Annotated in this window: 28 protein-coding genes; 24 read left to right on the plus strand and 4 right to left on the minus strand. The window is 57.1% G+C overall.

The window, feature by feature from the left end:
- Positions 1–125: 125 nt before the first annotated feature.
- Complete coding sequence (locus QEV83_RS17845) at positions 126–2,468, minus strand: UvrD-helicase domain-containing protein (RefSeq protein WP_280128997.1); 2,343 nt, start codon at positions 2,466–2,468, stop codon at positions 126–128.
- 243 nt (positions 2,469–2,711) lie between these two features.
- On the opposite strand from QEV83_RS17845, the gene QEV83_RS17850 reads away from it, so the two are divergent.
- Positions 2,712–3,086, plus strand: coding sequence for a lysozyme inhibitor LprI family protein (locus QEV83_RS17850; protein ID WP_280128998.1), 375 nt, complete (start codon positions 2,712–2,714; stop codon positions 3,084–3,086).
- Between the two features lie 101 nt (positions 3,087–3,187).
- Here QEV83_RS17850 and QEV83_RS17855 read toward each other — a convergent pair whose 3' ends face one another.
- From QEV83_RS17855 to QEV83_RS17865, 3 genes are all read right to left on the minus strand, one after another.
- Positions 3,188–4,264, minus strand: a complete 1,077-nt coding sequence (locus tag QEV83_RS17855) for a histidine kinase dimerization/phosphoacceptor domain -containing protein (RefSeq protein ID WP_280128999.1) — start codon at positions 4,262–4,264, stop codon at positions 3,188–3,190.
- Between the two features lie 89 nt (positions 4,265–4,353).
- Complete coding sequence (locus tag QEV83_RS17860; protein WP_280129000.1) at positions 4,354–4,515, minus strand: DUF3309 family protein; 162 nt, start codon at positions 4,513–4,515, stop codon at positions 4,354–4,356.
- A gap of 194 nt (positions 4,516–4,709) precedes the next feature.
- Positions 4,710–4,883: a CsbD family protein gene (locus QEV83_RS17865; protein ID WP_280129001.1), complete on the minus strand. Its 174-nt coding sequence runs from the start codon at positions 4,881–4,883 to the stop codon at positions 4,710–4,712.
- A gap of 653 nt (positions 4,884–5,536) precedes the next feature.
- Here QEV83_RS17865 and QEV83_RS17870 point away from each other — a divergent pair.
- From QEV83_RS17870 to QEV83_RS17980, 23 genes are all read left to right on the plus strand, one after another.
- A complete protein-coding gene (locus tag QEV83_RS17870) occupies positions 5,537–5,812 on the plus strand; it encodes a hypothetical protein (RefSeq protein ID WP_280129002.1) in 276 nt (91 codons plus the stop codon).
- Between the two features lie 42 nt (positions 5,813–5,854).
- Positions 5,855–6,271 carry a hypothetical protein gene (locus tag QEV83_RS17875; RefSeq protein WP_280129003.1) on the plus strand — a complete coding sequence of 139 codons (417 nt, stop codon included), beginning with the start codon at positions 5,855–5,857 and terminating at the stop codon, positions 6,269–6,271.
- Positions 6,249–6,629 (plus strand): flagellar basal body rod protein FlgB, encoded by a 381-nt coding sequence (gene flgB, locus QEV83_RS17880; protein WP_280129004.1) that lies wholly within the window; start codon positions 6,249–6,251, stop codon positions 6,627–6,629. Before QEV83_RS17875 ends, flgB begins: the two co-directional genes overlap by 23 nt.
- A gap of 3 nt (positions 6,630–6,632) precedes the next feature.
- On the plus strand, positions 6,633–7,055 hold the full coding sequence (gene flgC / locus QEV83_RS17885) for a flagellar basal body rod protein FlgC (protein WP_280129005.1): 423 nt from the start codon (positions 6,633–6,635) through the stop codon (positions 7,053–7,055).
- Positions 7,052–7,363 carry a flagellar hook-basal body complex protein FliE gene (locus QEV83_RS17890; RefSeq protein ID WP_280129006.1) on the plus strand — a complete coding sequence of 104 codons (312 nt, stop codon included), beginning with the start codon at positions 7,052–7,054 and terminating at the stop codon, positions 7,361–7,363. Before flgC ends, QEV83_RS17890 begins: the two co-directional genes overlap by 4 nt.
- Before the next feature lie 9 nt (positions 7,364–7,372).
- Positions 7,373–8,161, plus strand: coding sequence for a flagellar basal-body rod protein FlgG (gene flgG, locus QEV83_RS17895; RefSeq protein ID WP_280129007.1), 789 nt, complete (start codon positions 7,373–7,375; stop codon positions 8,159–8,161).
- A 50-nt stretch (positions 8,162–8,211) separates the two neighbouring features.
- Positions 8,212–8,664, plus strand: a complete 453-nt coding sequence (gene flgA, locus QEV83_RS17900) for a flagellar basal body P-ring formation chaperone FlgA (RefSeq protein WP_280129008.1) — start codon at positions 8,212–8,214, stop codon at positions 8,662–8,664.
- On the plus strand, positions 8,664–9,800 hold the full coding sequence (gene flgI, locus QEV83_RS17905; protein WP_280129009.1) for a flagellar basal body P-ring protein FlgI: 1,137 nt from the start codon (positions 8,664–8,666) through the stop codon (positions 9,798–9,800). Before flgA ends, flgI begins: the two co-directional genes overlap by 1 nt.
- Positions 9,801–10,086: 286 nt before the next feature.
- Positions 10,087–10,623, plus strand: coding sequence for a hypothetical protein (locus QEV83_RS17910; protein ID WP_280129010.1), 537 nt, complete (start codon positions 10,087–10,089; stop codon positions 10,621–10,623).
- Between the two features lie 88 nt (positions 10,624–10,711).
- Positions 10,712–11,332: a flagellar basal body L-ring protein FlgH gene (locus tag QEV83_RS17915; RefSeq protein WP_348273240.1), complete on the plus strand. Its 621-nt coding sequence runs from the start codon at positions 10,712–10,714 to the stop codon at positions 11,330–11,332.
- Positions 11,333–11,352: 20 nt separating this feature from the next.
- Positions 11,353–11,850, plus strand: a complete 498-nt coding sequence (locus tag QEV83_RS17920) for a flagellar basal body-associated FliL family protein (protein ID WP_280129012.1) — start codon at positions 11,353–11,355, stop codon at positions 11,848–11,850.
- Complete coding sequence (fliP, locus tag QEV83_RS17925; protein ID WP_280129013.1) at positions 11,847–12,581, plus strand: flagellar type III secretion system pore protein FliP; 735 nt, start codon at positions 11,847–11,849, stop codon at positions 12,579–12,581. Before QEV83_RS17920 ends, fliP begins: the two co-directional genes overlap by 4 nt.
- Before the next feature lie 237 nt (positions 12,582–12,818).
- On the plus strand, positions 12,819–13,634 hold the full coding sequence (locus QEV83_RS17930; protein ID WP_280129014.1) for a flagellin: 816 nt from the start codon (positions 12,819–12,821) through the stop codon (positions 13,632–13,634).
- Between the two features lie 237 nt (positions 13,635–13,871).
- The gene (locus tag QEV83_RS17935; protein WP_280129015.1) at positions 13,872–14,429 is read left to right on the plus strand and encodes a hypothetical protein; all 558 of its coding nucleotides are present in this window, start codon (positions 13,872–13,874) and stop codon (positions 14,427–14,429) included.
- A 150-nt stretch (positions 14,430–14,579) separates the two neighbouring features.
- Positions 14,580–16,217: a flagellar basal-body MS-ring/collar protein FliF gene (gene fliF / locus QEV83_RS17940; RefSeq protein WP_280129016.1), complete on the plus strand. Its 1,638-nt coding sequence runs from the start codon at positions 14,580–14,582 to the stop codon at positions 16,215–16,217.
- Entirely contained in the window at positions 16,214–16,855 is a 642-nt protein-coding gene (locus tag QEV83_RS17945) for a hypothetical protein (RefSeq protein ID WP_280129017.1), read from the plus strand. The genes fliF and QEV83_RS17945 overlap by 4 nt, the downstream gene beginning before the upstream one ends.
- A 3-nt stretch (positions 16,856–16,858) precedes the next feature.
- Positions 16,859–18,133: a MotB family protein gene (locus tag QEV83_RS17950; RefSeq protein ID WP_280129018.1), complete on the plus strand. Its 1,275-nt coding sequence runs from the start codon at positions 16,859–16,861 to the stop codon at positions 18,131–18,133.
- A complete protein-coding gene (locus QEV83_RS17955) occupies positions 18,130–19,338 on the plus strand; it encodes a hypothetical protein (protein WP_280129019.1) in 1,209 nt (402 codons plus the stop codon). Before QEV83_RS17950 ends, QEV83_RS17955 begins: the two co-directional genes overlap by 4 nt.
- Positions 19,335–21,224, plus strand: a complete 1,890-nt coding sequence (locus QEV83_RS17960; RefSeq protein WP_280129020.1) for a flagellar hook-length control protein FliK — start codon at positions 19,335–19,337, stop codon at positions 21,222–21,224. The genes QEV83_RS17955 and QEV83_RS17960 overlap by 4 nt, the downstream gene beginning before the upstream one ends.
- 49 nt (positions 21,225–21,273) lie before the next feature.
- Positions 21,274–21,750, plus strand: a complete 477-nt coding sequence (locus QEV83_RS17965; RefSeq protein WP_348273241.1) for a transglycosylase SLT domain-containing protein — start codon at positions 21,274–21,276, stop codon at positions 21,748–21,750.
- A gap of 144 nt (positions 21,751–21,894) precedes the next feature.
- The gene (locus tag QEV83_RS17970; RefSeq protein ID WP_280129022.1) at positions 21,895–22,578 is read left to right on the plus strand and encodes a response regulator transcription factor; all 684 of its coding nucleotides are present in this window, start codon (positions 21,895–21,897) and stop codon (positions 22,576–22,578) included.
- Positions 22,579–23,191: 613 nt separating this feature from the next.
- On the plus strand, positions 23,192–23,974 hold the full coding sequence (locus QEV83_RS17975; protein ID WP_280129023.1) for a Pr6Pr family membrane protein: 783 nt from the start codon (positions 23,192–23,194) through the stop codon (positions 23,972–23,974).
- A gap of 147 nt (positions 23,975–24,121) precedes the next feature.
- Positions 24,122–24,982 carry an NADP-dependent methylenetetrahydromethanopterin/methylenetetrahydrofolate dehydrogenase gene (locus tag QEV83_RS17980; protein WP_280129024.1) on the plus strand — a complete coding sequence of 287 codons (861 nt, stop codon included), beginning with the start codon at positions 24,122–24,124 and terminating at the stop codon, positions 24,980–24,982.
- Positions 24,983–25,000 lie beyond the last annotated feature (18 nt).

Genomic DNA, 25,000 nt, shown 5'->3' on the forward strand with positions numbered 1-25,000 from the left:
GGTGCGCTTGCGAAGACCGTCAATCGTACCAAATCGTTTCACGTGAAACACTTTTGTCCGATTGGCCCTCAAAACCGGACATTACTGATGGGTGAACCATCAACAGGGAGCAAGACCGGACACGCTCAGCCCGCCCGGACAAAACTCTCCAGAACCATCTTGCGGCCAGCCTTGTCGAAATCAATGGTGAGCTTATTGCCGTCGACGCTCGCCACCGTGCCGCCACCAAATTTCGTGTGAAACACCCGCGCGCCTTTCGCATAGGTTGAACCGGCGCTCGAACTTGCCACAAGCTCTCCCTCGATCTGCAGTGGGCCGCGCCGCGCCCGGCTGTCTCGAAAACCGCTTCGCGTGTCCCGCTTCATCTCCTCGCCACGCCGTTGCGCGCGCTGCCAGCCGGGCGTCGTGTAGGACGAGCCATAGCTGTCCATGTTGGCGAAGCGCGATTGCGCATAGCCGCCATAGGCTGCACCCGTCGCCGCCTCGACGACCTCGACATGCGCCGCAGGCAGTTCATCCAAAAACCGTGAGGGAATCGTCGTCTGCCACAGGCCATGAATGCGCCGGTTGGTCGCGAAATAAATCTTTGCACGGCGCTTGGCCCGCGTTAGGCCGACATAGGCGAGGCGGCGCTCTTCCTCCAGCCCGGCGCGGCCCTGATCGTCGAGCGAACGCTGATGCGGGAACAGGCCTTCCTCAAAACCCGGCAGGAACACGGTCTCGAACTCAAGGCCCTTCGCCGCATGCAAGGTCATGATCGACACGCGTGCGCCGGAGTCGGTATTCGCGGCGTCCATTACCAGCGAGATATGTTCGAGGAAGCTGCCAAGATCAGGAAACTCCTCCATCGAGCGGACGAGCTCCTTCAGATTTTCAAGACGGCCTCCGGCATCGGCGGTCTTTTCCTTCCGCCACATGTCGGTGTAGCCGGACTCTTCCAAAATCATCTCGGCGAGTTCGCCCTGCGGCTTGTCGTCAATCAACTCAGACCAGCGAGAAAAATCTGCGAGGAGGCTGCGCAAGGTCTGCCGCTGCTTCGGCTTTAAGTCTTCGGTCTCGACCATGCTCCACGCCGCTTGCATCAAGGGTATACGCGCGCTCCGCGCATGATCATGGAGCAGCTGCAGGGTCGCATCGCCGAGGCCGCGTTTCGGCAGATTGTAGATGCGCTCAAACGCGAGATCATCGGCAGGCTGCGCGACACAACGCAGATACGCCAGCGCATCGCGGATCTCGGCGCGCTCATAAAAGCGCGGGCCGCCGATCACCCGGTAGGGCAGGCCGAGCGTGATGAAGCGTTCCTCAAATTCGCGCATCTGGAACGAGGCGCGGACTAGGATCGCCACCTCATCCAGCGCGTGACCCTTGCGCTGCAATTGCTCGATCTCTTCGCCGATGACGCGGGCTTCTTCTTCCGAATCCCAAACGCCGGTGACGGTCGGCTTTTCGCCATCGGCACCATCGGTGAACAGCGTTTTTCCCAGCCGCCCTTCATTGTGCGCGATAAGACCTGCCGCGACAGCGAGGATATGTCCGGTCGAGCGGTAATTGCGCTCGAGCCTAATGATTTTCGCGCCTGGAAAATCGCTCTCGAAGCGCAAAATATTATCGACCTCGGCGCCCCGCCAGCCATAGATCGACTGGTCGTCATCGCCAACGCAACAGACATTGTGGCGCCCTTGCGCCAGCAGCCGCAGCCACAAATATTGCGCCGTGTTGGTGTCCTGGTATTCGTCCACGAGCATGTAGCGGAAGCGGTCTTGATAGAGTTTCAAGACCTCCGGATTTTCGCGCAGGAGCCGCAAGGTTTCGAGCAGAAGATCGCCGAAATCGGCGGCGTTGAGAATTTTCAAGCGCTCCTGATAGAGCTTATAGAGCGCCGCGCCTTTGCCATCGGCGAACGCCGCAGCCTCGCCCGCGGGCACATGTGCGACGTCGAGGCCGCGATTTTTCCAGGCATCGATCTGATGCGCGAGGGCGCGGGCAGGCCAGCGCTTGTCGTCGACATTTTCGGCTTGCAGAACTTGTTTGAGCAGCCGAATCTGATCGTCCGTGTCGAGAATGGTGAAGCCGGGCTTCAGACCGACAAGCTCGGCATGGCGGCGCAAAATCTTTGTCGAAATCGCGTGGAACGTGCCGAGCCACGGCATGCCCTCGGCGACCGGCCCGGCGAGCACCGCGATTCGCTCCTTCATTTCCCGCGCCGCCTTATTGGTGAAGGTCACGGCAAGTATTTCATGCGCGCGGGCGCGGCCTTGCGCGATAATATGCGCAATGCGGGTGGTGAGAACGCGGGTTTTCCCGGTACCCGCGCCCGCCAGCACGAGCAGCGGCCCGTCGATCGCCTCGATGGCTTCCCGCTGCTTGGCGTTCAGCCCGTCGAAATAGCGGGAGCCGCCCGCCCGCGCGCGGGCAGCGATCCCCTGCACGGGAGGATCGAGGGCAGCGAGCGAAAGGACATCGGTCAAGAAATTGCGGCTCCTAAGTGGGAATATGGGATGTTAGCACGCAAACGCGAATCAGCAGAGTGGCAGTATTATGCGCGAAATGGACTGCTTGAGCCTGTTTTTCCACTCTTTCCCCAGATGACACGTCCCGTCCTGTCTTAATCTGATGCTATTTGACAATCGTTTGGGGATTGAGGCAGCATCGAGCGTTCCCAACAACTTCGTGATTTTTCGAAATAGAATTCTTTTGAAGAGGATATTTTCGTGTCGTACTTTTCCATGACGTTACTTCTAACCGTCTGTTACATGGTTTTTGCCTTAAACAGCACAGCCTTGGCTCAGGACACTCCCGCGATCAATTGCGGCAAAGCCGAGTCCCAGGTCGAGGATACGATCTGCCAGTCCCAAGAACTCATGGCGATGGATCGTGACATTGCCGCGCTTTACGACGAGGCGCGGGCGAACTCCGATCCCTCCGAGAAAGAGGACATCTTAAACGATCAGCGCGCTTTTCTGGCTCGCCGCGAAGCTTGCGTTGAGGAGCTGAACTCGGCCCATCCCGGCGTCGGTCTCTACGAATGCATCAGAAACGTCATGCAGCGGCGCTCCAAGGCTTTGCGTCACTTGACCGAAGAGTGAGGCTCCGCTCATTGGCCTATTGACCCGTTTCGAGACCGGGCCACATGCGCAGTAGGTCTTTCGGCTCGGGCCGCAAGCGCTCGACGCCAGCCTTCCCCGTATCACACAGTTTGGCGTTGCCGCGAGGTAGAAGACGTATGCGTGAGGGACACGTTCACGCCTCCAGAACCGCTGACAACTTCGACCGTTGCGTCGAGGTCCTGCGCGAGCGCCTTGACGAGGGTCGTCCCCAGGCCACCCCTCGTTGGAGTTGCGATGCCATCCGGCTTTCCGGCCCCATTGTCGGACACGACAAGCTTCCAGTCTAGCCCGTCGATCTGATAGCTGACGATGACCTGACCGTCCGGTCTGTCTTTGGGAAAGGCGTGTTTCAGAGCGTTGATCACCAGCTCGGTGACGATCAGGCCGAGGCTGACGGCCTTGGCTGACTGGGCAGTGCCTCCGTTAACGAGAACCTGCAGCGAGATCGGCCGGCTGTCACCGATCATCGAGGCCGCAAGGCTTTCACACAGCCGCGTCAAATAAGGACCAATCTCGATCTGATCGAAACTTTCGGCGGCGTGAAGATGCTGCTGCACGGCCGCCACCGCCATGACACGTTGATGCGCGTCATGAAGGTGCAAGCGCGTTTCCTCCGAGGTGACCGTGCGCGCCTTTATCATCAAGATGCTGGCGATAATCTGCAGACTATTGGCGACCCGGTGCTCCATCTCTTGGAGAAGCACGTCTTTCTGCCGGAGCAACTCCTCCGTCTGCCGCAACAGCTCTTCCTTCTCACGTTCGATGATCCGCCGCTCGGTCACATCCTCGAAAGCAAGAAGAAGGGTCGTGTGGGAGTGGTCTGCGTAGAACACCGCACGGGCATTCAGGAGCATGATCCGGCGGCCAATCCTTGGAAACTCATGCTCGACTTCGAACGCGTCCATAGAGGTGCGCTCCCGGATGATGTTCTCCAGAAGGGAGCGAAGAGCTGGGATATGCCACTGGCCGTCGCCAAGCGCATACAGTGGCCGGCCCAGCACGTCCTGGTGTTGGACCCGGAACGTCAAATAGAAGGAGCGGCTGACGGCGAGCACGCGCAGGTCGCCGTCAAGCACGAGCAGCGGTTCGCGCACCGTGTCAACGATGGCTTGCGCGAGCGCCCGCGCATCTTGAATGTCCTTGAAAGGCTCAATCACGCGAAGTTCGCTCCCGAACCCTTCATGTTCTATGACTTAAGACATAAATCCGCAAATCACGCTGGTCTGCTCCTTTGTCAATGGCACGATCAGCCGATGCGCAAGCCTCCAAGCAGCCAAACCACGACGGCAATGGTCAATACCAGGCCAAGAACGCCGCCGAGGCCCGCCCCGCCATACATGCTGTGACCATAGTAGCCACCACCTCCGAGCAGTAGAAACAGCACGAGGATAATCAAAATTGTGCTCATCTCACACCTTCCTTGGAATTTCAGTTTCTGGGAGTCAGTCGTTCATGAGCTAAACCCCTTCGCTTTTGGGAGCGTAGGAAGGAGCCGATGAACCGCCGTCATTCGTTGTCCAGGACATATTGCTCGCACTCTTGCCAACAGGTAGCGGCAACAGTGCGAACATGGGGTTCCGGGCAACGGGAACCCCGGAGCGGTTATTTGCCCTTGAGCGTGTCCTTGACACCGCCAACAGCGTTCTGGATTTTGCCTGCCGCTTGATCGGCCTTGCCTTCGGATTCCAACTTGGCATCGCCAAGTACCTTGCCGGCGACCTCCTTGATTTTGCCCTTGATTTCAGTCGCCGATCCTTCGATCCGATCTTTGTCCATGATTTGTGCTCCATAAAAGTAAAGCCGCCCGGCTGGGCGCGCTTACAATAGTTTTTCGATGGATTGGATTGTTTTCGCCAGTGAATGTGACTGGACACGGACGAAACTCGTGCCGTGTCTAAATAGTTCCGTCGATGAGGCTGATGCCGCGCTTAGAGCCTCCGGAACGAAGGGTCTCGATAACAGCAGCACGATTGTTTGAGATGCCAGAGCGGGTTGAGGTCTCGCGCTGGAAGGAGATTTCTGCCATGAGCAATTTTGAACAGACCGGCGGCGGATTGTCTGCTACGCGCGCTCACAATGGCAAATGTAATTGAATCCGTGTATTCCTTCATCGCGTCTATATTGCCTTCAATAATCGTTCTCGCAACAACGGCTCTGTTTGTTTTTCGCCGCCGCTGAGACCGGTCTTTCGGCCGGACTGGGCTAGCACCGCGCGCGGAGGAGAAGATGATATCAGGCCGAACGAGGTTGCCGGCACCGGCCTTTATCGGTTCGCGCCAACTGGCACAGCCTCGCCGCATGCAAACCGCTCATCGAAAGCTCGTTTGAATGCGGCCGCCACCTTGGCGCTTTTAATCACGGTCAAAATCTGGCGCTTGAGGCGGACACGGGAGATACAGAGAGTTGCAGGCTCCTACAGGAAGCGCGTATTGGCTGCGCTGGTCGCGGCAAAGGTGACCAAACAAAAAATCACGATCTTCTTGAGACTTTTCATGGTCTGCCCCTCTTATCAGGTTCAAACACTTTCGCTGGAGGGTTACGGTAGCCGGAGACGGCAGGCCCTTGTGTGCGAACCCGCACCTTTCGGTAAGAACACAAACCATTCTCGCTGGGTCTGGCCGATCCAGACGGCGGATGCTCCGTTGACAGCTCAGATTTTTTTGATACACGGCTCAGCTTTGGTTCTGCACGTCGGGCGGGCGTAACGCTTTCATCTCGACAGACGCAGCCACTCGCGGGGCAGCCAAATGATTCAAGTCTCCACTTGGGTGTTTGTTGCCCTCACAGCGGCGCTCGTCGTAATGGGGTCCCTCCTCGCCTTCGCTTGGTCCATGGTAAATTCGGCAATCAATAGAATTGTGCTTCTCGAGGTGCGCGTCGAGACGCTTGAAAAGACACTCGGCTCCAACCGCTTCGATGATCAATTGGCCCCGATCCTAGGGTGCTCGGCACTGCTTCTGTCCCTGAACGTCGCGGTATCTCCAGGCGGCCATGGGCCGCAGATACTCAAACATACACCTTCGCCACGCCAATCCACCTTCAGCAGGCCGCCTTCTGTAAGGGGCTTTGGGATGGGGACAGCCTGGGGCAAGGGCTGGCCGCTAAATCCTCCGTTGAAGGCGAATTCGGATGGGATTGCCGATGGGACCAGTTCATCTTTTTGATCTTGCCGCGCAACAGGCGCGCTGGCTGTCCGCGCGCCAAGTCGCGGTGGCGGAAAATATTGCCAACGCCAATACGCCCGGCTACAGGGCTGCCGATGTGCCGCCCTTTGAAACAGTGTTCAACGACACGAATTTGACGATGGCCGCCACCGACGCGGCGCATATCGGCGCCGATCCGGCCTCTCCCGATCTGGTGCCGGTCAGGGAAGGGCCGGCTTGGGAAATTTCCCATTCCGGCAATTCCGTCAGTCTTGACCAAGAGCTGTTGAAATCCGGCGAGGTGACGTCAAAAGCTTCGCTGAACAATGCCGTTGTGAAGGCTTTCAATCAAATGCTCATGACGAGCCTCAAGGGATAGACCATGATCGATCCCATCGACGCGGCGATCAAGATTGCCGGTTCGGGTCTTGAAACGCAGTCCGCCAGACTGCGAATCGTCGCCGAAAATCTGGCGAATGCGCAATCCACGGGTCCGGCGCCTGGCGCTGATCCTTACGCGCGAAAAACCGTTACCTTCGAGAGCGAACTCGATCAAGCGACGGGCGCCAATCTCGTGCGGATCAAAAGGGTTGGAGTCGATCGCACGCCTTTCCGGATCGAACATGACCCTGGCAGCCCGGCCGCAGATTCCAACGGTTTCGTCAAACTTCCGAATGTCGAGCTGCTCGTGGAAATGGCCGACTTGCGCGAGGCGAACCGCTCCTATGAAGCCAATCTCCAAGTCATCAAGCAGTCCAACAGCCTCTCTTCCATGACAATCGACCTTTTGAGGAATTCTTCATGATCCCTGCGCTTTCTCTTGCAAGTTCTTTGTTTGGAACCTCGGCGGTGGCGCAAGCCCTGCCGGCCGCGCAACAAACAGCAGCTGCCGCCGCGGGTTCCGATTTCGGTCAGGTCTTCGCGCAAGTCGGCGAAGCCATCAATACGCTCAAAACTGGAGAGTCGGCCGCGATCTCGGGTCTGCAAGGCCAGACATCGGTCCAACATGTCGTCGAGTCGGTGATGAGCGCCGAGCGCTCGCTGCAAACCGCGATCGCCATCCGCGATAAAATCGTCTCTGCTTATCAGACCATCAGCCAAATGGCGATATGAGGTAATATCATGCGGGCTTTATCGATTGCCGCGACCGGAATGGCCGCGCAGGACTTGAATGTTCAAGTCATCGCCAACAACATCGCCAATATAAATACGACGGCGTTTAAACGCGCGCGCGCCGAGTTCACGGACCTGATCTACCAAGCCGAGCGGTTGCAGGGCGTCTCGAGCCGGGGCCAAAACAATACGATTCCAGAAGGAGCGCAGCTTGGTCTTGGCGTGCGCACGGCTGCGATTCGCAATCTTCACATTCAAGGCGCGCTTGCCAATACCGGGAACCAGCTCGATCTTGCATTGACGGGTCGCGGCTGGTTTCAGGTCACGGGCTCCGACGGCGGAACTCTCTACACAAGGGCGGGTGCATTCAACACGAATGCGAACGGCCAGATCGTGACGACCGACGGTTATGTTGTCAGTCCCGCGATGACGGTTCCCAGCAACGCGGTGAATGTCACCATCAACCAGTCAGGTCAAGTCTCGGCGACCATCCCCAATCAAACGGCCCAACAACAGATCGGCCAGCTGACCTTGGCAACTTTTGCCAATGATGCCGGCCTTTTGCCGCTTGGCGGCAACCTCTATCAGCAAACCGACGCTTCCGGAACGCCGGTCACAGGACTTCCGGGTGATCCTGGCTTCGCCTTGATCAGTCAAGGTTACCTTGAAAGCTCGAACGTCGATCCCGTGAAGGAGATTACCGATCTGATCTCGGCGCAACGCGCTTATGAGATGAACTCGAAAGTCATCCAAGCGGCGTCCGACATGGCGAGCACGGTCTCGAAGAATCTGGGGTAACGCTGATGCGCGGCAGGCGATTTTTCAGAAACATCGCGGCGTTTTTTGGCGTGTCCGGACCGTTGTGGCTTGGTGTTGTGGCTTGGCAGGGCCCGGTTTTCGCCGCCGAATCCAATATTTTGCCTGTGCCTATAACCATCATTTATCCGGGCGAGGTTATCAAGGACGGCAGCCTGATTGACCGCGATTTTTCCACCGATTCTCCAAGCAGCAAATTTCCCGCAGTTGAGAGCCGTGCGGCGATTGTTGGCAAAGTTGCGCGGCGCACATTGTTGCCTGGATCGCCGATTCCCCTGAACGCGGTCGCAGATCCAAAGGCGATCGCCAATGGCGCGAAGGTCCGGATTTTCTTTGAAGACGGAGGGCTCGCGATCACCGCCTATGGGACCGCCCTGCAGGCGGGGAGCGTTGGGGAAATCATCTTGGTCCGCAACCTTGGCAGCGGGATCACGGTTTCGGGAGCCGTGCAGGCTGACGGATCGATCCGCGTGGGTGGCAGCTGATGCTGCAACCGCGCCTGACTTGGCAGTTCTGCATCACATTTCTGCTTTGCATGGTTGTCTTGACGAGCTTTCCGGCCGCCGCCTCTGTGCGAATTAAGGACATCACGACCATTCAGGGCGTTCGCGAAAATCAAATCGTTGGATATGGGCTTGTTGTCGGTTTGCAAGGGACCGGCGATACGCTCGCCAATTCCGTTTTCACTGCGCAATCCCTGCAATCCATGCTCGACCGGATGGGAGTCAATATCCGAAGCATTGGCCGCGGCAATGTTTTGCGAACCCGAAACGTCGCCGCCGTTCTGGTCACCGCCGACTTACCGGCGTTCATCCAGCCAGGATCGCGTGTCGATGTCACGGTATCCTCGCTTGGCGATGCGACCTCGCTGCTCGGCGGAACCTTGGTTCTCACCGCGCTTACCGGTGTCGACGGGCAGACCTACGCGATTGCCCAAGGGCAGGTTGCCGTCGCGGGATTTTCCGTTGCTGGGCAGGCAGAGACGATTACCCAGAACGTCGCGACGGCGGGTCGTATTCCAAATGGCGCCGTGATGGAGCGGGAAGTCCCTGGGCAATTGCATGACGTTGGGCCGCTCGTCATGATCCTGAGAAACCCTGATTTTGCTACGTCCGTGCGTATCGCCGATGCGATCAACGCTTATTCTGGACGCCATTTTGGCATGCGTCTGGCGCATGAGGAGGATCAGCGGTCTGTCCTTTTGACGAGGCCGCCGCGGATCGGAACAACCCGCTTCATTGCCGAATTGGGTGAGCTTCTTGTAGAGGCGGACACACCAGCGAGGGTCGTCATGGACTCGCGGAGCGGCACCGTCGTCATCGGCCAGGACGTGCAGATTTCCACCGTCGCCGTGACACAGGGAAATCTCACCGTGCAGATCAGCGAGATGCCGCAAGTTTCGCAACCCAACCCATTTGCCAGGGGTAGGACCGTGGTCACGCCGAACACAGAGATTGACGCGACTCAGCAAGGAGGCCCGATTTCGATCGTCCGAGGTCCAAGCCTTAGCACCTTGGTCAATGGGTTGAATAAAATCGGATTGACGCCGTCCGGGATCATCGCGATCCTCCAAGCGATCAAAACAGCGGGTGCGTTGCACGCCGATCTTGTTGTCCAATGATCCGTCGGCGAGGCGGCAGCCTTACACAAGCTAGTTCGGTCATTCTCGGTTTGCCGCATCGGAGCGGGCTCCAGAAAGAGCAGTGGGGCTTATGAAACGGTCCATGCAAATTCACAGGCCGCGAAACATTTCCGGTGTCATCAATTGGCGTGACGATCGGCGAGCGAGCGTCCTACAAGTGATTTAATTCGATTTGGACTGAATGGTTCACAATTCGCATCCGGGCAGATCACCGCCGTGATACGCGGCAAAGCGGCCGATGCTTACCACATGGGATACTGTCGCCATGACCCGCTCTTTGCTTTTGATGCGTTCAGCCGGCATTGCTTTTACAGTTGGCGTTGCCTGCATACCCATTTCTGGAGGCTGCGTCGAACAAAAGAAAGCCGATGCGGCGAAGACGATGGAACCAGCCGCTGCACCCATCGAGGCGAAGCAATTTTGCCTCAACAATCAAGCGATCGCCGGCGACGCAAGGATAGCATGGCAAACGTCGAAACTTGTCGATTTGGAGGCGCAAATCAAGCAGCGCCTCACGGAGTTGGAGGCGAGGAAAACACAGCTCGTCGAATGGCTAAAGAAGCACGACGAAGCGATGAAAAAAGCCACCGATGACGTGATCGCTATCTATTCCCATATGAAACCAGATGCCGCCGCCTTGCAGCTTGCGGTCATGGACGACGCGATCGCCGCCGCCGTCATCGCGAAACTGCCGCCTCGGGTCGCGGGTACGATTCTCAATGAGATGGAGCCAAGTCGCGCCGCGCAATTGGCGCATGGCATGCTTGCGCCGGAAAACGCGCCGCAAGGAAAAAGATCCTAATATGCGGGTATTGGCTCCTCTCACCTTTGCCATTCTCTCAGTAGCAGGATGCGCCGGCGACGTCAGAGAGATTGGCAGAGAGCCCTTCATGAGTCCCGTCGGCACGGGGCTCATCACAGATGTGCAGCCTTCCGCAAGCGCTCTCTTCCTCCCCTCGCCCAGGGCCAACAGCGGTTCGTCGATATGGAACGGCGGCCGCGCCGATATATTTAGCGACCCTAGAGCCGCCAAAATCGGCGACGTCGTAACCGTACATATTGCGATCAACGACAGCGCGACCTTTGGCAATGCGACGGATCGTTCTCTTTCCGCGCAAGTTGACACGGGATTTGATTTCAAACTCGGGGTCAACAACAACACGTCCGAACTCAAGCCAGAATTCGAGTCGAGCGCGAAGTCTGTCACCCAGGGTCAAGGCTCGATTGATCGCGCCGAGAAGATTCAGTTAGCGATAGCCGCCGTTGTGACGGATGTCCTTCCCAATGGGAATTTGATCGTCAGCGGCTCGCAAGAAGTACGCGTAAACTTTGAATTGCGCTTGTTGAATGTTGCGGGAATCGTGCGCCCGCAAGATATCTCTAAGGAAAATACGATTTCATACGACAAAATCGCAGAGGCGCGGATTTCCTACGGTGGCCGGGGCCGGATCATGGAAGTTCAGCAGCCGGCCCTTTTGCAGCAGATTTACGATCGCTTGAAGCCGCTTTGAAGGGGGTGGATGGCGTGATAATGAGCGACGAGGAAGAGCGGCCAGCAATGCCGGCGCCCGCGGTCCAGCCGCCCCTTGTCTGGGCCGCCGTGCTGGCGGGGTTAACCCTGGGCGCAGCAGCGGCGGGGACATGTCTCGGCCTTCTGCTGGGCGCCGCGTCGGCCAAGCCGCCGCCGGCCGCGGCCGGGCCCGCGGGCAAGGCCAGCGACATGAAATATGGGAATGAAACATTCGTCCGGGAACTGCCCCCGATCATCGCCAATCTGGCCGAGCCCAGCGATAGCTGGGTCAGAGTGCAAGCCTCGATTGTGTTCGATATGAAGGCTGTCCCGAAGCCAGATCTGCTTGCCGCCGAGATTGCCGAGGACTTACTTGGTTTCATGCGGACCTTATCCTTGGCACAGATTGGCGGCGCCAGCGGTTTGCAGCATTTGCGGGAAGATTTAAACGAACGCGCCTCCACGCGCTCTGGGGGATTGGTGCGAGAACTCATCGTTCAAACCTTGGTGGTTCAATGAAAAAGACGTTCCTCGCGGCGGCTCTGCTGATCGTTTCCGCGATGGCCGCCAAGGCGCAAGTCCCGGACCTAAATTCTCTCATCCCGCAAGGAAGCGGGACGGTCAGCAGCCGGATCATTCAAATTGTCGCCTTATTGACGGTGCTCTCGGTCGCGCCTGGTTTGCTTGTCATGGTGACAAGCTTTACGCGCTTCGCGGTGGCCCTGTCGTTTCTGCGGTCTGGACTAGGTTTGCAAAGCACGCCCGCAAATTTGATTCTTATAAGTTTATCTTTGTTCATGACGTTTTATGTCATGGCGCCGACATTCGAGCGCGCCTGGGATGATGGGGTCAAGCCGCTGATGAACAACAGCATGCCGGAGGAGGAAGCTTTTGGCAAAATTACTGAGCCCTTCCGGGAATTCATGATGTCGCAGGTGCGCGAGAAGGATCTCAAACTTTTTGAGGATTTGGCGCGTGACAATTTCAAAACGAAGGATCAGGCGAAAGGTGAGATCAGGGTGCTGATTCCAGCTTTCATGATTTCGGAATTGCGCCGCGGCTTTGAAATGGGGTTTCTGATCGCCCTGCCGTTTCTGGTCATCGATATGATCGTGTCCACGCTGACGATGTCGATGGGAATGATGATGCTGCCGCCATCGGTCATCGCGCTTCCAATTAAAATTTTATTCTTTATCCTCATCGATGGTTGGAATTTGCTCATTGGCAGTTTGGTAAGGTCTTACGCCTAACCAAATATCTGTAACCGCGGGTGCTCGCGTTAAACATTGCGCAATCATCCTTTGATATCACGAACACATGGCGGATTGGATCGGTTATAAGAATCCAAAGGCATTATGCCGCTCTGCCGTACCGGCGAAAATCCGGTATGTCCCCGCAGCATCAAACAATTTTAGGGACATACAATGTCGAGCCTACTGACCAATACATCCGCGATGACCGCGCTTGCGTCCCTTACGCAAACGCAGATGAATTTGCAAAATACCGAGAATCAAGTATCGACCGGTCTGCGCATCAACACCGCTGCCGATAACGCCTCTTATTGGTCGATTGCGACCAAGATGAAATCGAATGTTGGCGCCCTCGGTGCGGTAAACGACGCGCTCAGCGAAAGTCAATCGATGGTGTCAACCATGACATCGGCGTTGAACAAATCGATTGAGGTAATTGACAAGATCAAGAACGATCTCGTGACAGCCTCGCAGCCCGGCGCCGATTTGAATGCTATTCAAACCGACATCGCCAAGCAACAGGCGTCATTGATCAGTATTGGCGGTTCATCTACATTTAACGGCCAGAACTTTCTGGAAACCTCTGGCAGCACAGTGAACCTTGTTGCCTCTTATGATTCGACGAACGGCGTCAGCTTTCTGAGCGTTGATACAACACAGACGGCGCTGTTCGATGCGACAACCGGCGCGACCAGCGGCATTTTGGGAATAAGCGGAGCGGCCTACACGGCGGCCTCGATCCTCACATTGAATATTACGGCGGCGACCGCCGGTGACCTGGCCAATATGCTCACCGACGTCGAGACCGCGATCGGGAGCATCACAACCGCATCGAGCATTCTTGGCTCGACGACGACCAATCTCACGACTCAGCAGGGATATGTTTCCAACCTGAGTGATTCGCTGACCACGGGCGTCGGTTCGCTCGTCGATGCCGACATGAATGAAGCCGCGACCAAGCTCGCTGCCTTGCAAGTCCAGCAGCAGTTGGGCATTCAGGCGCTGAGCATATCGAACTCCAACACGCAGCTGATCCTGAAGTTGTTTGGATAACGCCGCGCATCGGAGGCCGCGTTAAAGGAAAATCGCGGCCTCTCTTTGTATTTCGCGGGATGCCACCAGGAATTATCGTGCCGAAATTCTCCTGGCAAAGGTCACGTCAGAACGCTTGATCTCGAAGGGGGTGCTCTCGCTGCGGAACCCAGCAGCGATGTTCAGCTGCGTCTCATTGCGCACCTAGGATGAAATCGTGGCGCTGCCGGACCGCACCCGCCTTATTTCGTAACCTTAATGGCTTATCAGGCGTTTTGTGGTGATTGGCAGGTTCATAAGGGAGATAGATTTTTTGCTATTGTTGAAGACTGGTATTCGCAGGTCTATCGATTTTGGAATATGTCACGCCTTCAAGGGCAGCCTAAGCGGAAGCCGATTTCTGGATCGCTTTTGGTTCCTCGGGTCATGCATTGCCTTCGAAACAGACGGCTGGCGGCAAACCGGCGTTGTTATAAGCCAGATAAGCCAATGGACAATCCTGCGGGGAGCCTCTTGAATCACACATGGAGCAGAACGATGACATTGAGCCGTATTGCCCTCCTTGCTGTTGCTATTGTAGCGCAAGTGCCGGGAGTTGGCCCAGCCTTTGCCAACGCCGACGATGCCGCCTGGATCAAGAAATGCGTAGACGACAACCAAGATGAGAACCAAACCGCGACCGTCGTCGCAGCCTATTGCGCCTGCATGAACAATAAGATGTCAGGCTCGGAGACGCAGTCGATCAGCGACTGGGAAAAGTCGCATCAAAGCGAGCAGGAGACTTGTTCCAAGGAGGCGGGATGGGAGAGCGAATGATGAAACTGAGCTGCGGGTGATTGCAGCGAGCGAGATGCCGTGACGTTGAGACCGGGCTTCCTTCGGAAGCGCGGTCATTTTTGCAATGTCCAGGCAAGCTTTCCGGCTCAGATTGCGCATCACACATGATGGGGTCGATCGAGGCGGCGGGTGGCGGTGCAGAAGCAGATTGAACGTCTCTGGGCCAGTCTTCTCGGTCTTGGCTCACGCCGCCTCATAGCGCTTGGCGTGATCGGCGTGACCGTCTTCGCGATGACCGGTCTGGCAGGCTATTTTTTGAGCAGGCCAGCCTCGGAAGTTTTGTACGCCGGCCTTGACCGGCAGGATGTCGGCAGGATTGCGGGAGCTCTCAAGGAAGCTGACATCGCGTTCGACGTCAGTTCGGACGGTGGCACCGTGCTTGTCCGCTATGGAGAAACGGCGCGGGCACGGATGCTGCTGGCGGAGAAAGGCCTGCCAAACAGCCCGAATGCCGGCAATGAACTCTACGATAAGCTGGGTTCGCTTGGCCTGACCTCCTTTATGCAAGAAGTAACACGCGTCAGGGCGCTTGAAGGCGAGCTCGCGCGCACGATCCAGCTGATGCGGGGGATCAAGGCTGCCCGCGTGCACATTGTCTTGGCCGATGAAGGGTCGTTCCGGCGGGTCCGGCAGCCGCCTTCCGCCTCCGTCGTCGTTCGCTCCGACACGCCGGACGATATCGTCGCGGCGAAAGCCATACGCCATTTGGTCGCGTCCGCGATTCCTGGAATGACGCCCGCCGAGGTCACGGTGCTTAACACAGATGGCCTGCTGCTCGCATCGGGCGACGATCAGGCCGACGCTGCGCCAGGCGCGATGCTGTCGCTTGAAAAAACAGTCTCCCGGGAGATACTCGATAATATCCGTAAGACACTCACGCCTTATCTGGGATTGGCCAATTTTCAAATCAGCGTCGCCGCCAGATTGAATACCGATAAAAAGCAGACGAACGAGACGATCTTCAATCCGGATTCGCGCGTCGAACGGTCTGTTCGGACCGTCAAACAGAATCAGGTCTCGCAAAACGCCACCAATTCCTCGCCAGCCACTGTACAGCGTAATCTTCCTCAAGAAAGTCCGAGCGCCAGTGATGGCAAGCAGTCGAACGAAGAAAACCGCAAGCAAGAAGAACTGACCAATTACGAAGTCTCATCGAAGACAGTCTCCACGGTGAGCGGCGGTTATGGGATCGACAATCTTTCGGTTGCGGTGCTCGTCAACCGGGCCAATCTGCTTGCTTCGCTAGGTGGTAATCCTGCGCCTGATGCGGTCGAGCGGCGCTTGAATGAACTTCAGCAATTGGTTGCCTCTGCGGCGGGGTCGCGAAGCGAACGTGGCGATGTTATCAAAGTTATGGCGGTTGATTTTGTCGATTCAGGACATGAACTTGCTCCGCAGCCGCCGCCGCAGATCGGCGAAATGTTGCTGCGTCAGGCAGGCACCGTTGTAAACGCCGCAACGATTCTCGTTGTCACATTGCTTCTGATTTGGTTCGGTTTGCGCCCGGCGACGAAAGCGATTTTGTCGATGCCCTCAAGAGAGGCTGGAGCTGCCGCTGAATTGGCAGCGCTTGAGAATCTGTCGGATGCAGAGTCCAGCGCCACGGAAGCAAATCAGCTTCCGAATTGGAGCGTAACACCAGAGGCAAATCTGATTGAGGATTTGACTGGAAATCCAAGGCGTTCTCCGCAAAAGCGGCTGGAGCAAATCATTGAATTCGACGAAGAGAAAGCCGCAGCAGTTTTGAAACAATGGCTGCATCAATGAGCCATCGGAAAATAACATGTCCGGTCGCCCGCTATTTGGACGAATTTGGGTCAGCGCCGGTTGTTTCTGGTCTTGATGAAGCGAGCCAAGACGGTGCGGGCGTCGGACTGCTGGAGGCACCGGCAGCCCCAGATCCAGAGGCTTTGTTGCTTGCCGCCCGCGAGCAGGGCTTTGACGAAGGATGTGCCGCCGCCGCCGCCGGCCATGAGACGCTCATGGCGCAGGAGCGGTTGCAGTCTGAGAGTCGGCTCGCCTCTGAACGTCAGCGATGGTCTAGTCAGGAAGGCGAAACTCTGGCCCGTGCCATCAAAGACGGTTTCGCGGTCATCGAGTCGAATATCGCTGCGAGCGTGGAGCGGGTCCTTGCTCCTTTCGTTGTCGAGGCCCTGCGCCGCAAAATGGTGGAACTTCTTGCCGAAAATCTTGGAGTGCTTCTGGGCGGGAGCGAGCAACCTCTCGTTGAAATTTACGGTCCAGAAGATCTTTTGGCCATGCTTCGGGAAAAGCTCGGCTCTGGTGCGCGCGCTATCGCATTCTCACCGGAGTCTGCGATCGATGTGCGGATCATCGCCGGTCAAACGATGATTGAATCCCGTATGGAGGCGTGGCTCGAATGCATCAAATCGCAGCTGGAGTAAGCGATGGCGAACCCTGAACACCAGGAAATCTTTATTATCAAGCGCCATTCGGGTCACGATGATGCTCCTCATGGAGGCGCCTGGAAAATTGCCTTTGCCGACTTCATGACGGCGATGATGGCGCTTTTTCTCGTTCTGTGGCTGATCAGTTCTACCAGTGAGAAAACGAAACATACGGTTGCGCAATATTTCAACCCGGTGAAACTCGTCGACATGACCACGCTAAAAAAAGGCTTCCGAGATCCGAAGGATACGGAAATGGGGTCGGGACCAAACATCAAGGAATCGCCAGACGAATCAAAATCGAGTCAACGCAACCCTGCGAAGAAGACGGAAATTGATGTCGCGTGCAAAGCGGGTCCAGATGCACCGGCGCTTACTGAGGCCGCACTCTTCCGCGATCCTTATGCGGTTCTGACGGAAATAGCGGCGAGCGCCCCTGCTGCAGCGCAGGCTTCATCATCTGGTAAGCCTGCGGGCGCAGCCACCGATCCGTCAAACTCGTTCAGTGATCCTTTCACGACCACGCCGCATGTGCCAGAAACAGTACGCGAAAGCTTATTGCCACTGCTACAAATGAGCGGCGCGCAAGACAAGGAGTCTCAAGACAAGGAAACCGGAACCAAGGAGGCTAAACTCAACGAGTCGCAAAGCAAAGATATCAATGAGCCCCATGCACGTGCCCCAGCAAACACGCCAATCCAGAAGGACCCTGCCGACGGCGCTCCTCTTGAGAAAGCTATGGACCAGCAAGGCAGCGTACAATTGGCCGAGACTTCGCAAGTGGAACAAAGCCCGGATGCCGCGCGCGCTGCCGCGGCCGCAAAATTGAAATCGGACATCGGGGAGGCGGTCAGCCACGGTGTTCACATGACAAATCAGCCTCACATAGATGTGCAGGCAACGGCTGATGGTATTCTTATTAGCCTCACGGATGACGCGCGCTTTTCGATGTTTGCCATAGGCTCCGCGGAACCACAGCCAGAGACGGTTCAAATTATGGAAAAGATTGGCCGGATTTTGAAGGGGGGGACAGGTTCCATTGTCGTCCGCGGTCATACGGATGGGCGTCAATATAAAACAGCGGCATACGACAATTGGCGGCTGTCGTCGGCGCGCGCGCAAATGGCTCTTTATATGCTTGCGCGTGGAGGCGTGAGCGAAAAGCGCATCGAGAATATCGAGGGTTATGCCGATCATCACCTCAAATCGCCCAACAATCCCAATGCGTCGGAAAACCGGAGGATCGAAGTCCTGCTACGGAAGGAAAAGTCATGACCTTGAGGGCAAAATATCTGTTTGGTTTGGCTCTCACCTCGTTCTGCGCGAGCCAGGCGCTGGGGGAGGAAGGCGGCCGGCTTGAAACCAAACAGCCTTTCGAGATCGTCCGGTCGATCCTAGCCATCCAAGACCAAATCGTGCGCGGGAACGCCAGTGCCAGAGGCAAGTTGCCAAAGCTTATCGAGCAGATGGCTGAGCGCCTCCTGGCATCTGACCGCGACGTGTGGCGCGATCCGAAGAATGCCCGTGCCGCCGTGCTTTATACACTCAGCGGCGGTCAGGCGCGGGTCATTCGAAAGGCAATCGAGACGGGACTGCCGCCACAGCCTGAACTCGAACTCATGCAGGGGGCGCTGGCCTATGTCGAGGGGCGGGAAGCCGAAGCGAAAAAAATATTTTCAACGATCGATCCAAAGACCGTGGCGCCGGCGACTGCTGGCCATGTCGCTATGATTAAAGCCGCTTTGGCCGCGAAAGAAAATCCTGGAGAAGCGATCCGGTTGCTCGATCTTGCGCGCATTTTGGTGCCGGGAACCTTGGTGGAAGAAACGGCTTTGCGCCGCGAACTCGTTCTCGCCGACGAAATCGCCGATATCGACAAATTCGCCTTTTTGTCGAGTGAGTACATTTGGCGTTTTCCTCATTCGGCCTATTTCGAGAGTTTCCGGCAGCGTTTCGTTTCGTCGGCTCTTCATTTCGGACTGATGGTCAATCCAAGCCAATTCGCCGCTCTCGAAGAATTGGTTGGCCAGATCGATTCCGTGGGCCAGCTCGCTCTTTATTTGCAGATTTCCCGAAAAAACGTCATCGACGGAAAGCCCGGCACGGCGCTGTTTGCTGCACGGAAGGCGGGTGTGCTGGCGGCAGATGCCAGTGCCGAGCGCGCACGGGCCACGCTTTACGAATCGGCGGCGCTTATTTTGACGGACCAATATGAAAAAGGCGTCCGCGAGTTCGAGTCGGTCGATGCGTCGCGGCTGCCCAAACAGGATGTTCAACTCAAAGAGGTGGTTGCCTCATTGGCGAAGCAGATCGGGGATGACCCTGGCAATCAGCGCGAGCCGCGCCAGCTTGACTCAAATGAACTCGCTGTTGCTTCAAACAGTCAATCTCCGGCAGCCGCATCGGCATCCAAGCTGATCGATCTCGCTCAGCGGCAGCTTGGAGAAGCAGATGACGTGTTGGAAGGGAAGGCGCCGTGAACGGAGTTGATGGGTCCTTGGGAACAGCTTCGGGCTTGTTTGACTCAAGGGCAATGTCCGCGGGAGCAAAATCTGCGGATCCCGCGAGTTCACATAAGGAGCACGGCCTGCCTGGAGATTTTGATGGCCATCTGGCAGGTTTGTCTCTCACCGGGGGCAAGCTTGGCGATGCGGCCGCCGTTGCGAGTCTTGCCGGCCGAGACGCGCCGGCAGCCCCCCGGCAGAGCTTGCTCCTAGCGGCAAGAGCCGCCGAGGCAAACAGGCAAGGGGGAGCTGGCTCAGCAACAGCTGCCTTGGACTTTCATTCTACGACCGCTGATCCGCCGGAGAGTTTTCCGCTGGATGCACAAACCTCCGATGCGAACGGCACAGGAGGATCGAGGACGGAAGCGGTCGAACCGGATGCTGGTTCGACGGGCACAACTTTAACGGCTGGCGAGGCTTTGTCTGGAACAACGAATCTGCGCCGTGGGTTGGCTGGTCTTGACGGGGTGCACGGTAAAGAGTCCGATTCGACGGCGCCATGCATGAGCCCCGGCGCCGGAAGTGAGGCGCCCGCCAGAATTATGGCGGCTCTTGGAGGAGAGGCCTCCCTTGGGAAGGGCGAGCGTCCGTCCGCTGGCCGCCGCCCGACGATTGATGCCCCCCGCAATTCGCATAGTGCCGCTGTTCCTAGTGATATCGCCAATCTCATGACATCCCCGCTAGCATTGGGATATGCCGTGCTAGCCGTGTCCACAACGGCTAGCGACGCCAAGGACAATGGGTCTGACTCAACAGCCATGCCGGCAAATACCGCCCCTCTGGGGGCGGCGCCTGTTTCGCCATGGCCGCAAGCGTTACCAGCGCGTTTGCAACCGCTTGTGGGAGACGGGGCTCCGACAGTGCCGGGCTCCGATGCTCCGGCGGGCACGGACGTCTTCCGCTTAGCGGCTTCCCTCGGACTTCCGCCACGCACCGGGGCGCCCGCGCCCGATCGCGTCCGCATGCAAGCCAATCCCAGCCTTGGCCTGGCGCAAGAACCACGTGGCGGTTCTGGTTCCGGCTTCTCCCCTTGGACACCGGTTGCGGCTGTGGTCATCGATCAGCGAACGTATTTTGCCCCGGCCACTCGACTTTCGCCGGCCCAAGGGAGTGCGCCATTAAAGTTCGTCCCGGGGCTCGAGCCGGCCCCTTCTCAGCCCGGCGAAACCGCCCGGCTTTCAGATGATACCGGTCACGGCAATGCCGCTGGTGAAATCGTCGAATCTCTTAGAAGCCAGGAACGCGACGCAATCGGTGCTCATGAACCGCGTGTCGCAGCCACGGCGGCCAACGATTTGGATGTCAGCCAGGCGCAAGCAGGCCCACCCAATGTTCCCGCCCAGCAGGTGGCCAAATTTGTTGTGGCAGAAGCCGGATCGGGGAAGCTGGATAACAGCCCGGCAAGCGCGCCAACGATCCTTCCGCGCGACATCGAAGGCATGACAAAATCGCCCCTCTCGATACCTCGAGTCCAGACCCTGCAGTTGCAGCTCGATCCCGAAATCTTGGGCAAGGTCACCGTCAAGCTGCGGCTTGCCGGATCACAGCTCGATCTTCGTGTTGAAACCGAACGTCCGGAGACGATGCAGCTGCTTGGAAGGGACAAAGATTTGCTTGTCAGCAGACTGCAAGCCGCTGGATTTACCCTCGAAAATGTTGCGCTCAGGATGGTTGACCCGCAGACCCCGCAACAATCCGTGGCCCAGGCAAATGACCAAACCACCGGCCAAACCAACGGAGGCCCAAGCTCCCATGACCGTCCGTCGCCGCAAGATGATCGCCAGCAGTCCCGTCCGAAAAGCGCGGATGAAACGCGGGACGGGAGCGGCACTCGCCATCGCTTTGGCGAGCTTTATCTCTGAGACGTCTAGCTTTGCCGGACCCGTGCAATCGCAAGTTTGCGAACGCGAAATGACAGAGGCGGCCAAGCGATACGATGTTCCGCTGGGCGTGCTTTATGCGGTCGGCCTGACCGAAACCGGGCGGCGGGGATCGTTGCAGCCCTTCGCGCTCAATCTCCATGGCCCCGTTTTTTTCGCTGCGAATTTGGATGAAGCATTGCACCGCTTCGAAGAGGCACGGAAAAGCGGCGCTTGGCTGATCGACGTCGGCTGCATGCAAATCAATCATCATTTCCATGGCAGCCATTTCCGCTCCCTCGAGGCAATGTTCGATCCGCATGAAAATGTCGATTTCGCAGCGCATTTCCTCAAGGAGTTGCGGGCCAGGGAAGGCAGCTGGACATTGGCGGCTGCCCGTTATCATGCGGGGCCCGGCAACAATCCCGCCCAAAAGAGATATGTCTGCCAGGTGATCGCCAACATGGTGGCGAGCGGGTTCGGCGCGTGGACGGCGGGCGCCCGTGCATTCTGCGAAGCTTCGCGTTAGGGCCAAACACAGCGGTAAGATGAACCTAGGCGAAATATACAATCTTAGCGAGAAAAAAACAACTTATACGATAAATATCGTTTGACATTTAACTATAAGTTGTTAACTTTTAATGAATGAAGGTGAGATTCGCCGGAGATTTCAATGTTGGTGATAATTGACGAACGCGAAATTGTGACATCTGGATACACGTGCCGGTTTGGCAGCGAAGGCGTTTCATCCGCCGGATTTTGCCCATCGGAATTCCAGGAATGGGTGTCAACGGTTGCCGATGCTGATTTGTTCGCGGTCGAAGCCTTTCTATTGGGGGATTGCCGGGACCGGAAGCTCTATCCGAAGATGATCAAGGATCGCACCCGTGCTCCGGTGATCGCTATGAATGAGACTCCGTCGCTTGAACAGACGTTGGATTTATTTGCTGCGGGTGTCGATGATGTGGTGCGTAAGCCCATCCATGTTCGTGAGATTCTGGCGCGGGTCGGTGCCATCCGGCGGCGTCACGAGAGCGAGCGGGACTCGGCTGTGATCGGGGAGTTGCGGGTCTTCTTCGATGGCAGAGACCCGCAACTCAGAGGTCTTTCTCTGCCATTGCCACGGCGGGAGCGCCGCATCCTCGAATATCTCGTTAACAACCGGGGCCGGCGCGTGAGCAAGGCGCAAATCTTCAATTCGATTTACGGAATTTTCGACGAGAACGTTGAGGAAAATGTCGTCGAAAGCCATATCAGCAAGCTCCGCAAGAAATTGCGCCGCCACCTTGGCTACGATCCCATCAATTCAGTTCGCTATCTTGGCTACCGTTTGGATGAAACCATCGGCGGAGACTGACATACGCCGCCTCGGGGATCCCCGCTTTGGCAAAAGCAAAGCTGCCCTGGCGAGAGAAAAAAAAGGCGGCGATTGGGTGAGGGTTCCGGCCCGGCACGAAGCCCGTGGCTACCAAACTATCGCGCCTTCGTGATATCGCGGCCTCGTCGTGAAAAACCCATGACAAACCCGCATGCGCCGTGCCAACCCGAAATGATTCAGGGCGAGACTGCTCCCCAGCTGCTTGAATTTTGACCTAAGCAAGCCGTTTGAAGGGCTTGCCAGCTCTGCCTCTCCGGGCTTGCCTGGATATGAGAGCCAACTTCGCCCTTTTGGGTTAGAGCCACGGCGTAGCCATCATGTTTGTTCAGCGGCAGGTTTGCCAGCGCCGGTCGCCGAAGCCGATCACCTTTCTCTTCCCGCGCTTTTTGGTCAATAGGCCTTTTGATCAAAAGGAATCGCTTCATCTCAACGAGAATTGATCAGGTTTTTCGCACCAAGCGTAAGCCTTTTATGGCGCTTATTTGACCGGACCTGCGATCGTTTGCGCCCCGATCGCCTCCTAATTTCCCATGATTCCTCTCAGGCCGGCGAGTTGATCCGTGCTGCGATGCTGTTTGCATATGATGAAGATATGACAGTTTTGCAAAAATTTGAAGAAACGGCCATATTTGAGTTCAGAATCCAAATCCGGGTGCCGGAGGAATTGAAGATGCAGGGCGACGTCAAGGCGCCGGACGAAATTTTGACTCCGAATTCCTTACAATGGCGCTGCGCCGCGGCAATCGCCGGCATGGCGTGGTTCGGGGTCGGCTATCAGCTCTATTACAATATCGAAGAGGCGCTGGCCCAAAGTTTGCCGATGGCGGAACATCTGATCAACTTTTTTAGCTACTTCACGATGGAGACCAATTTGGTGACAGCTGTCGTGCTCACGATTTTCTGTGCCCAGCCGCAAGCGGAGCGTTTTTTGGCTGGACCAAGCTTAAATGCGGCGCTCGTTGTTTATGTCATTGTTGTCGGCGTCGTCTATGAGCTGCTTTTGCGGCATCTTTGGCATCCACAGGGATTGCGTTTATTTGCAGATACTCTTCTCCACGATGCCGTGCCTTTATTTTACACTTTATTCTGGCTCTTGTTGCTGCCAAAGGGAAAGTTGAGATGGCCAGATCCGGTAACTTGGCTGATTTACCCGCTCCTCTTCTTCATCTATTCCATGCTTCGCGGCGCGGTTTTCGGAGTCTATCCCTATCCCTTCATGGACGTCTCTAGGCTTGGGTTTGCGGCGGTAATGTTGAACGCAACGGTCCTGCTCGCTGTCTTTTTCGGGCTTGGTGCCGGTGTGATCGCGCTCGATCGCGCTCTCGGCTCAGACAGCCGTGGGCGGAGCGGGCTTGGCAGGGCCGCCGAACTCTGACAAAGAGGGCCTTTGACGATTCCTTGTTCTGGCTCCAAGGAGATCGCGCGTCGGCACGATCGGCGGCTTTCTCGCCACTGATGTGTGCAATGCTGGAACGTCCTTTTCTTGCCCGGCCGGAAATAAATTCAAATCATTGAGACCGTCATGACGAAGAAACTGTTGTTCCTGTTGGATACCGATCCCGTACCAAGCGTCTTCGACACGGTCGTTGGCTATGACGGCGGCGCCGATTACGTCATCGGCTATGGCGGTGTGACGCCGGAAAATGTCGGCGCGCTCGTCGACGGAACGATCTACACGCGAGGCCCCAAGGAAAAGCAATTTACCGCGATCTTCGTGGGCGGCGGCAGCATGGTCGCCGGTGAGGCCTTGTTCAAGAAAGTCAAGAAGCACTTTTTCGCGAATTTCCGGGTGTCGGTGATGCTGGACAGCAATGGTTCCAACACGACAGCGGCGGCCGGCGTCGCGCTGCTCGCCAAAGCCAAACCGCTTGCTGGCAAGAAAGCGATTGTTCTCGCTGGTACGGGGCCGGTCGGGATGCGTGCGGCGGCGATGTTGCATATTGAAGGCGCCGAAGTCGCGATTACCTCGCGCTCGAAACAGCGAGCGGATGCGGCGAGCCAGGCGATCAATGACCGCTTTGGCTTCGCGCCGGCGCCCATCGAGGCAATTGACAATGAAGCCCGCGCGGCGGCGGTGCAGGGCGCACAGGTGGTTTTTGCCGCGGGTGCCATCGGCGTTCCACTGCTCGATGAAAAGGACTGGCAGAACAACCCGGCGATCGAACTGCTCGCCGATTGCAACGCGCAGCCGCCGCTTGGTCTCGGCGGTGTCGAGGCGATCGACAAGGCGAAGGAGCGCCACGGCAAAATCGTGATCGGCGCCTTGGGGCTTGGCGGCTTGAAGTTGAAACTGCATCGCGCCTGCGTCGGACAATTGTTCGAAAACTCCGACCAAGTGTTCGATGCCGAGAATATCTATGCGCAAGCCAAAATCCTGGCCTGACTTTCAAGGATTATGACA

Source organism: Methylocapsa sp. D3K7 (assembly GCF_029855125.1).
Taxonomy (GTDB): domain Bacteria; phylum Pseudomonadota; class Alphaproteobacteria; order Rhizobiales; family Beijerinckiaceae; genus Methylocapsa.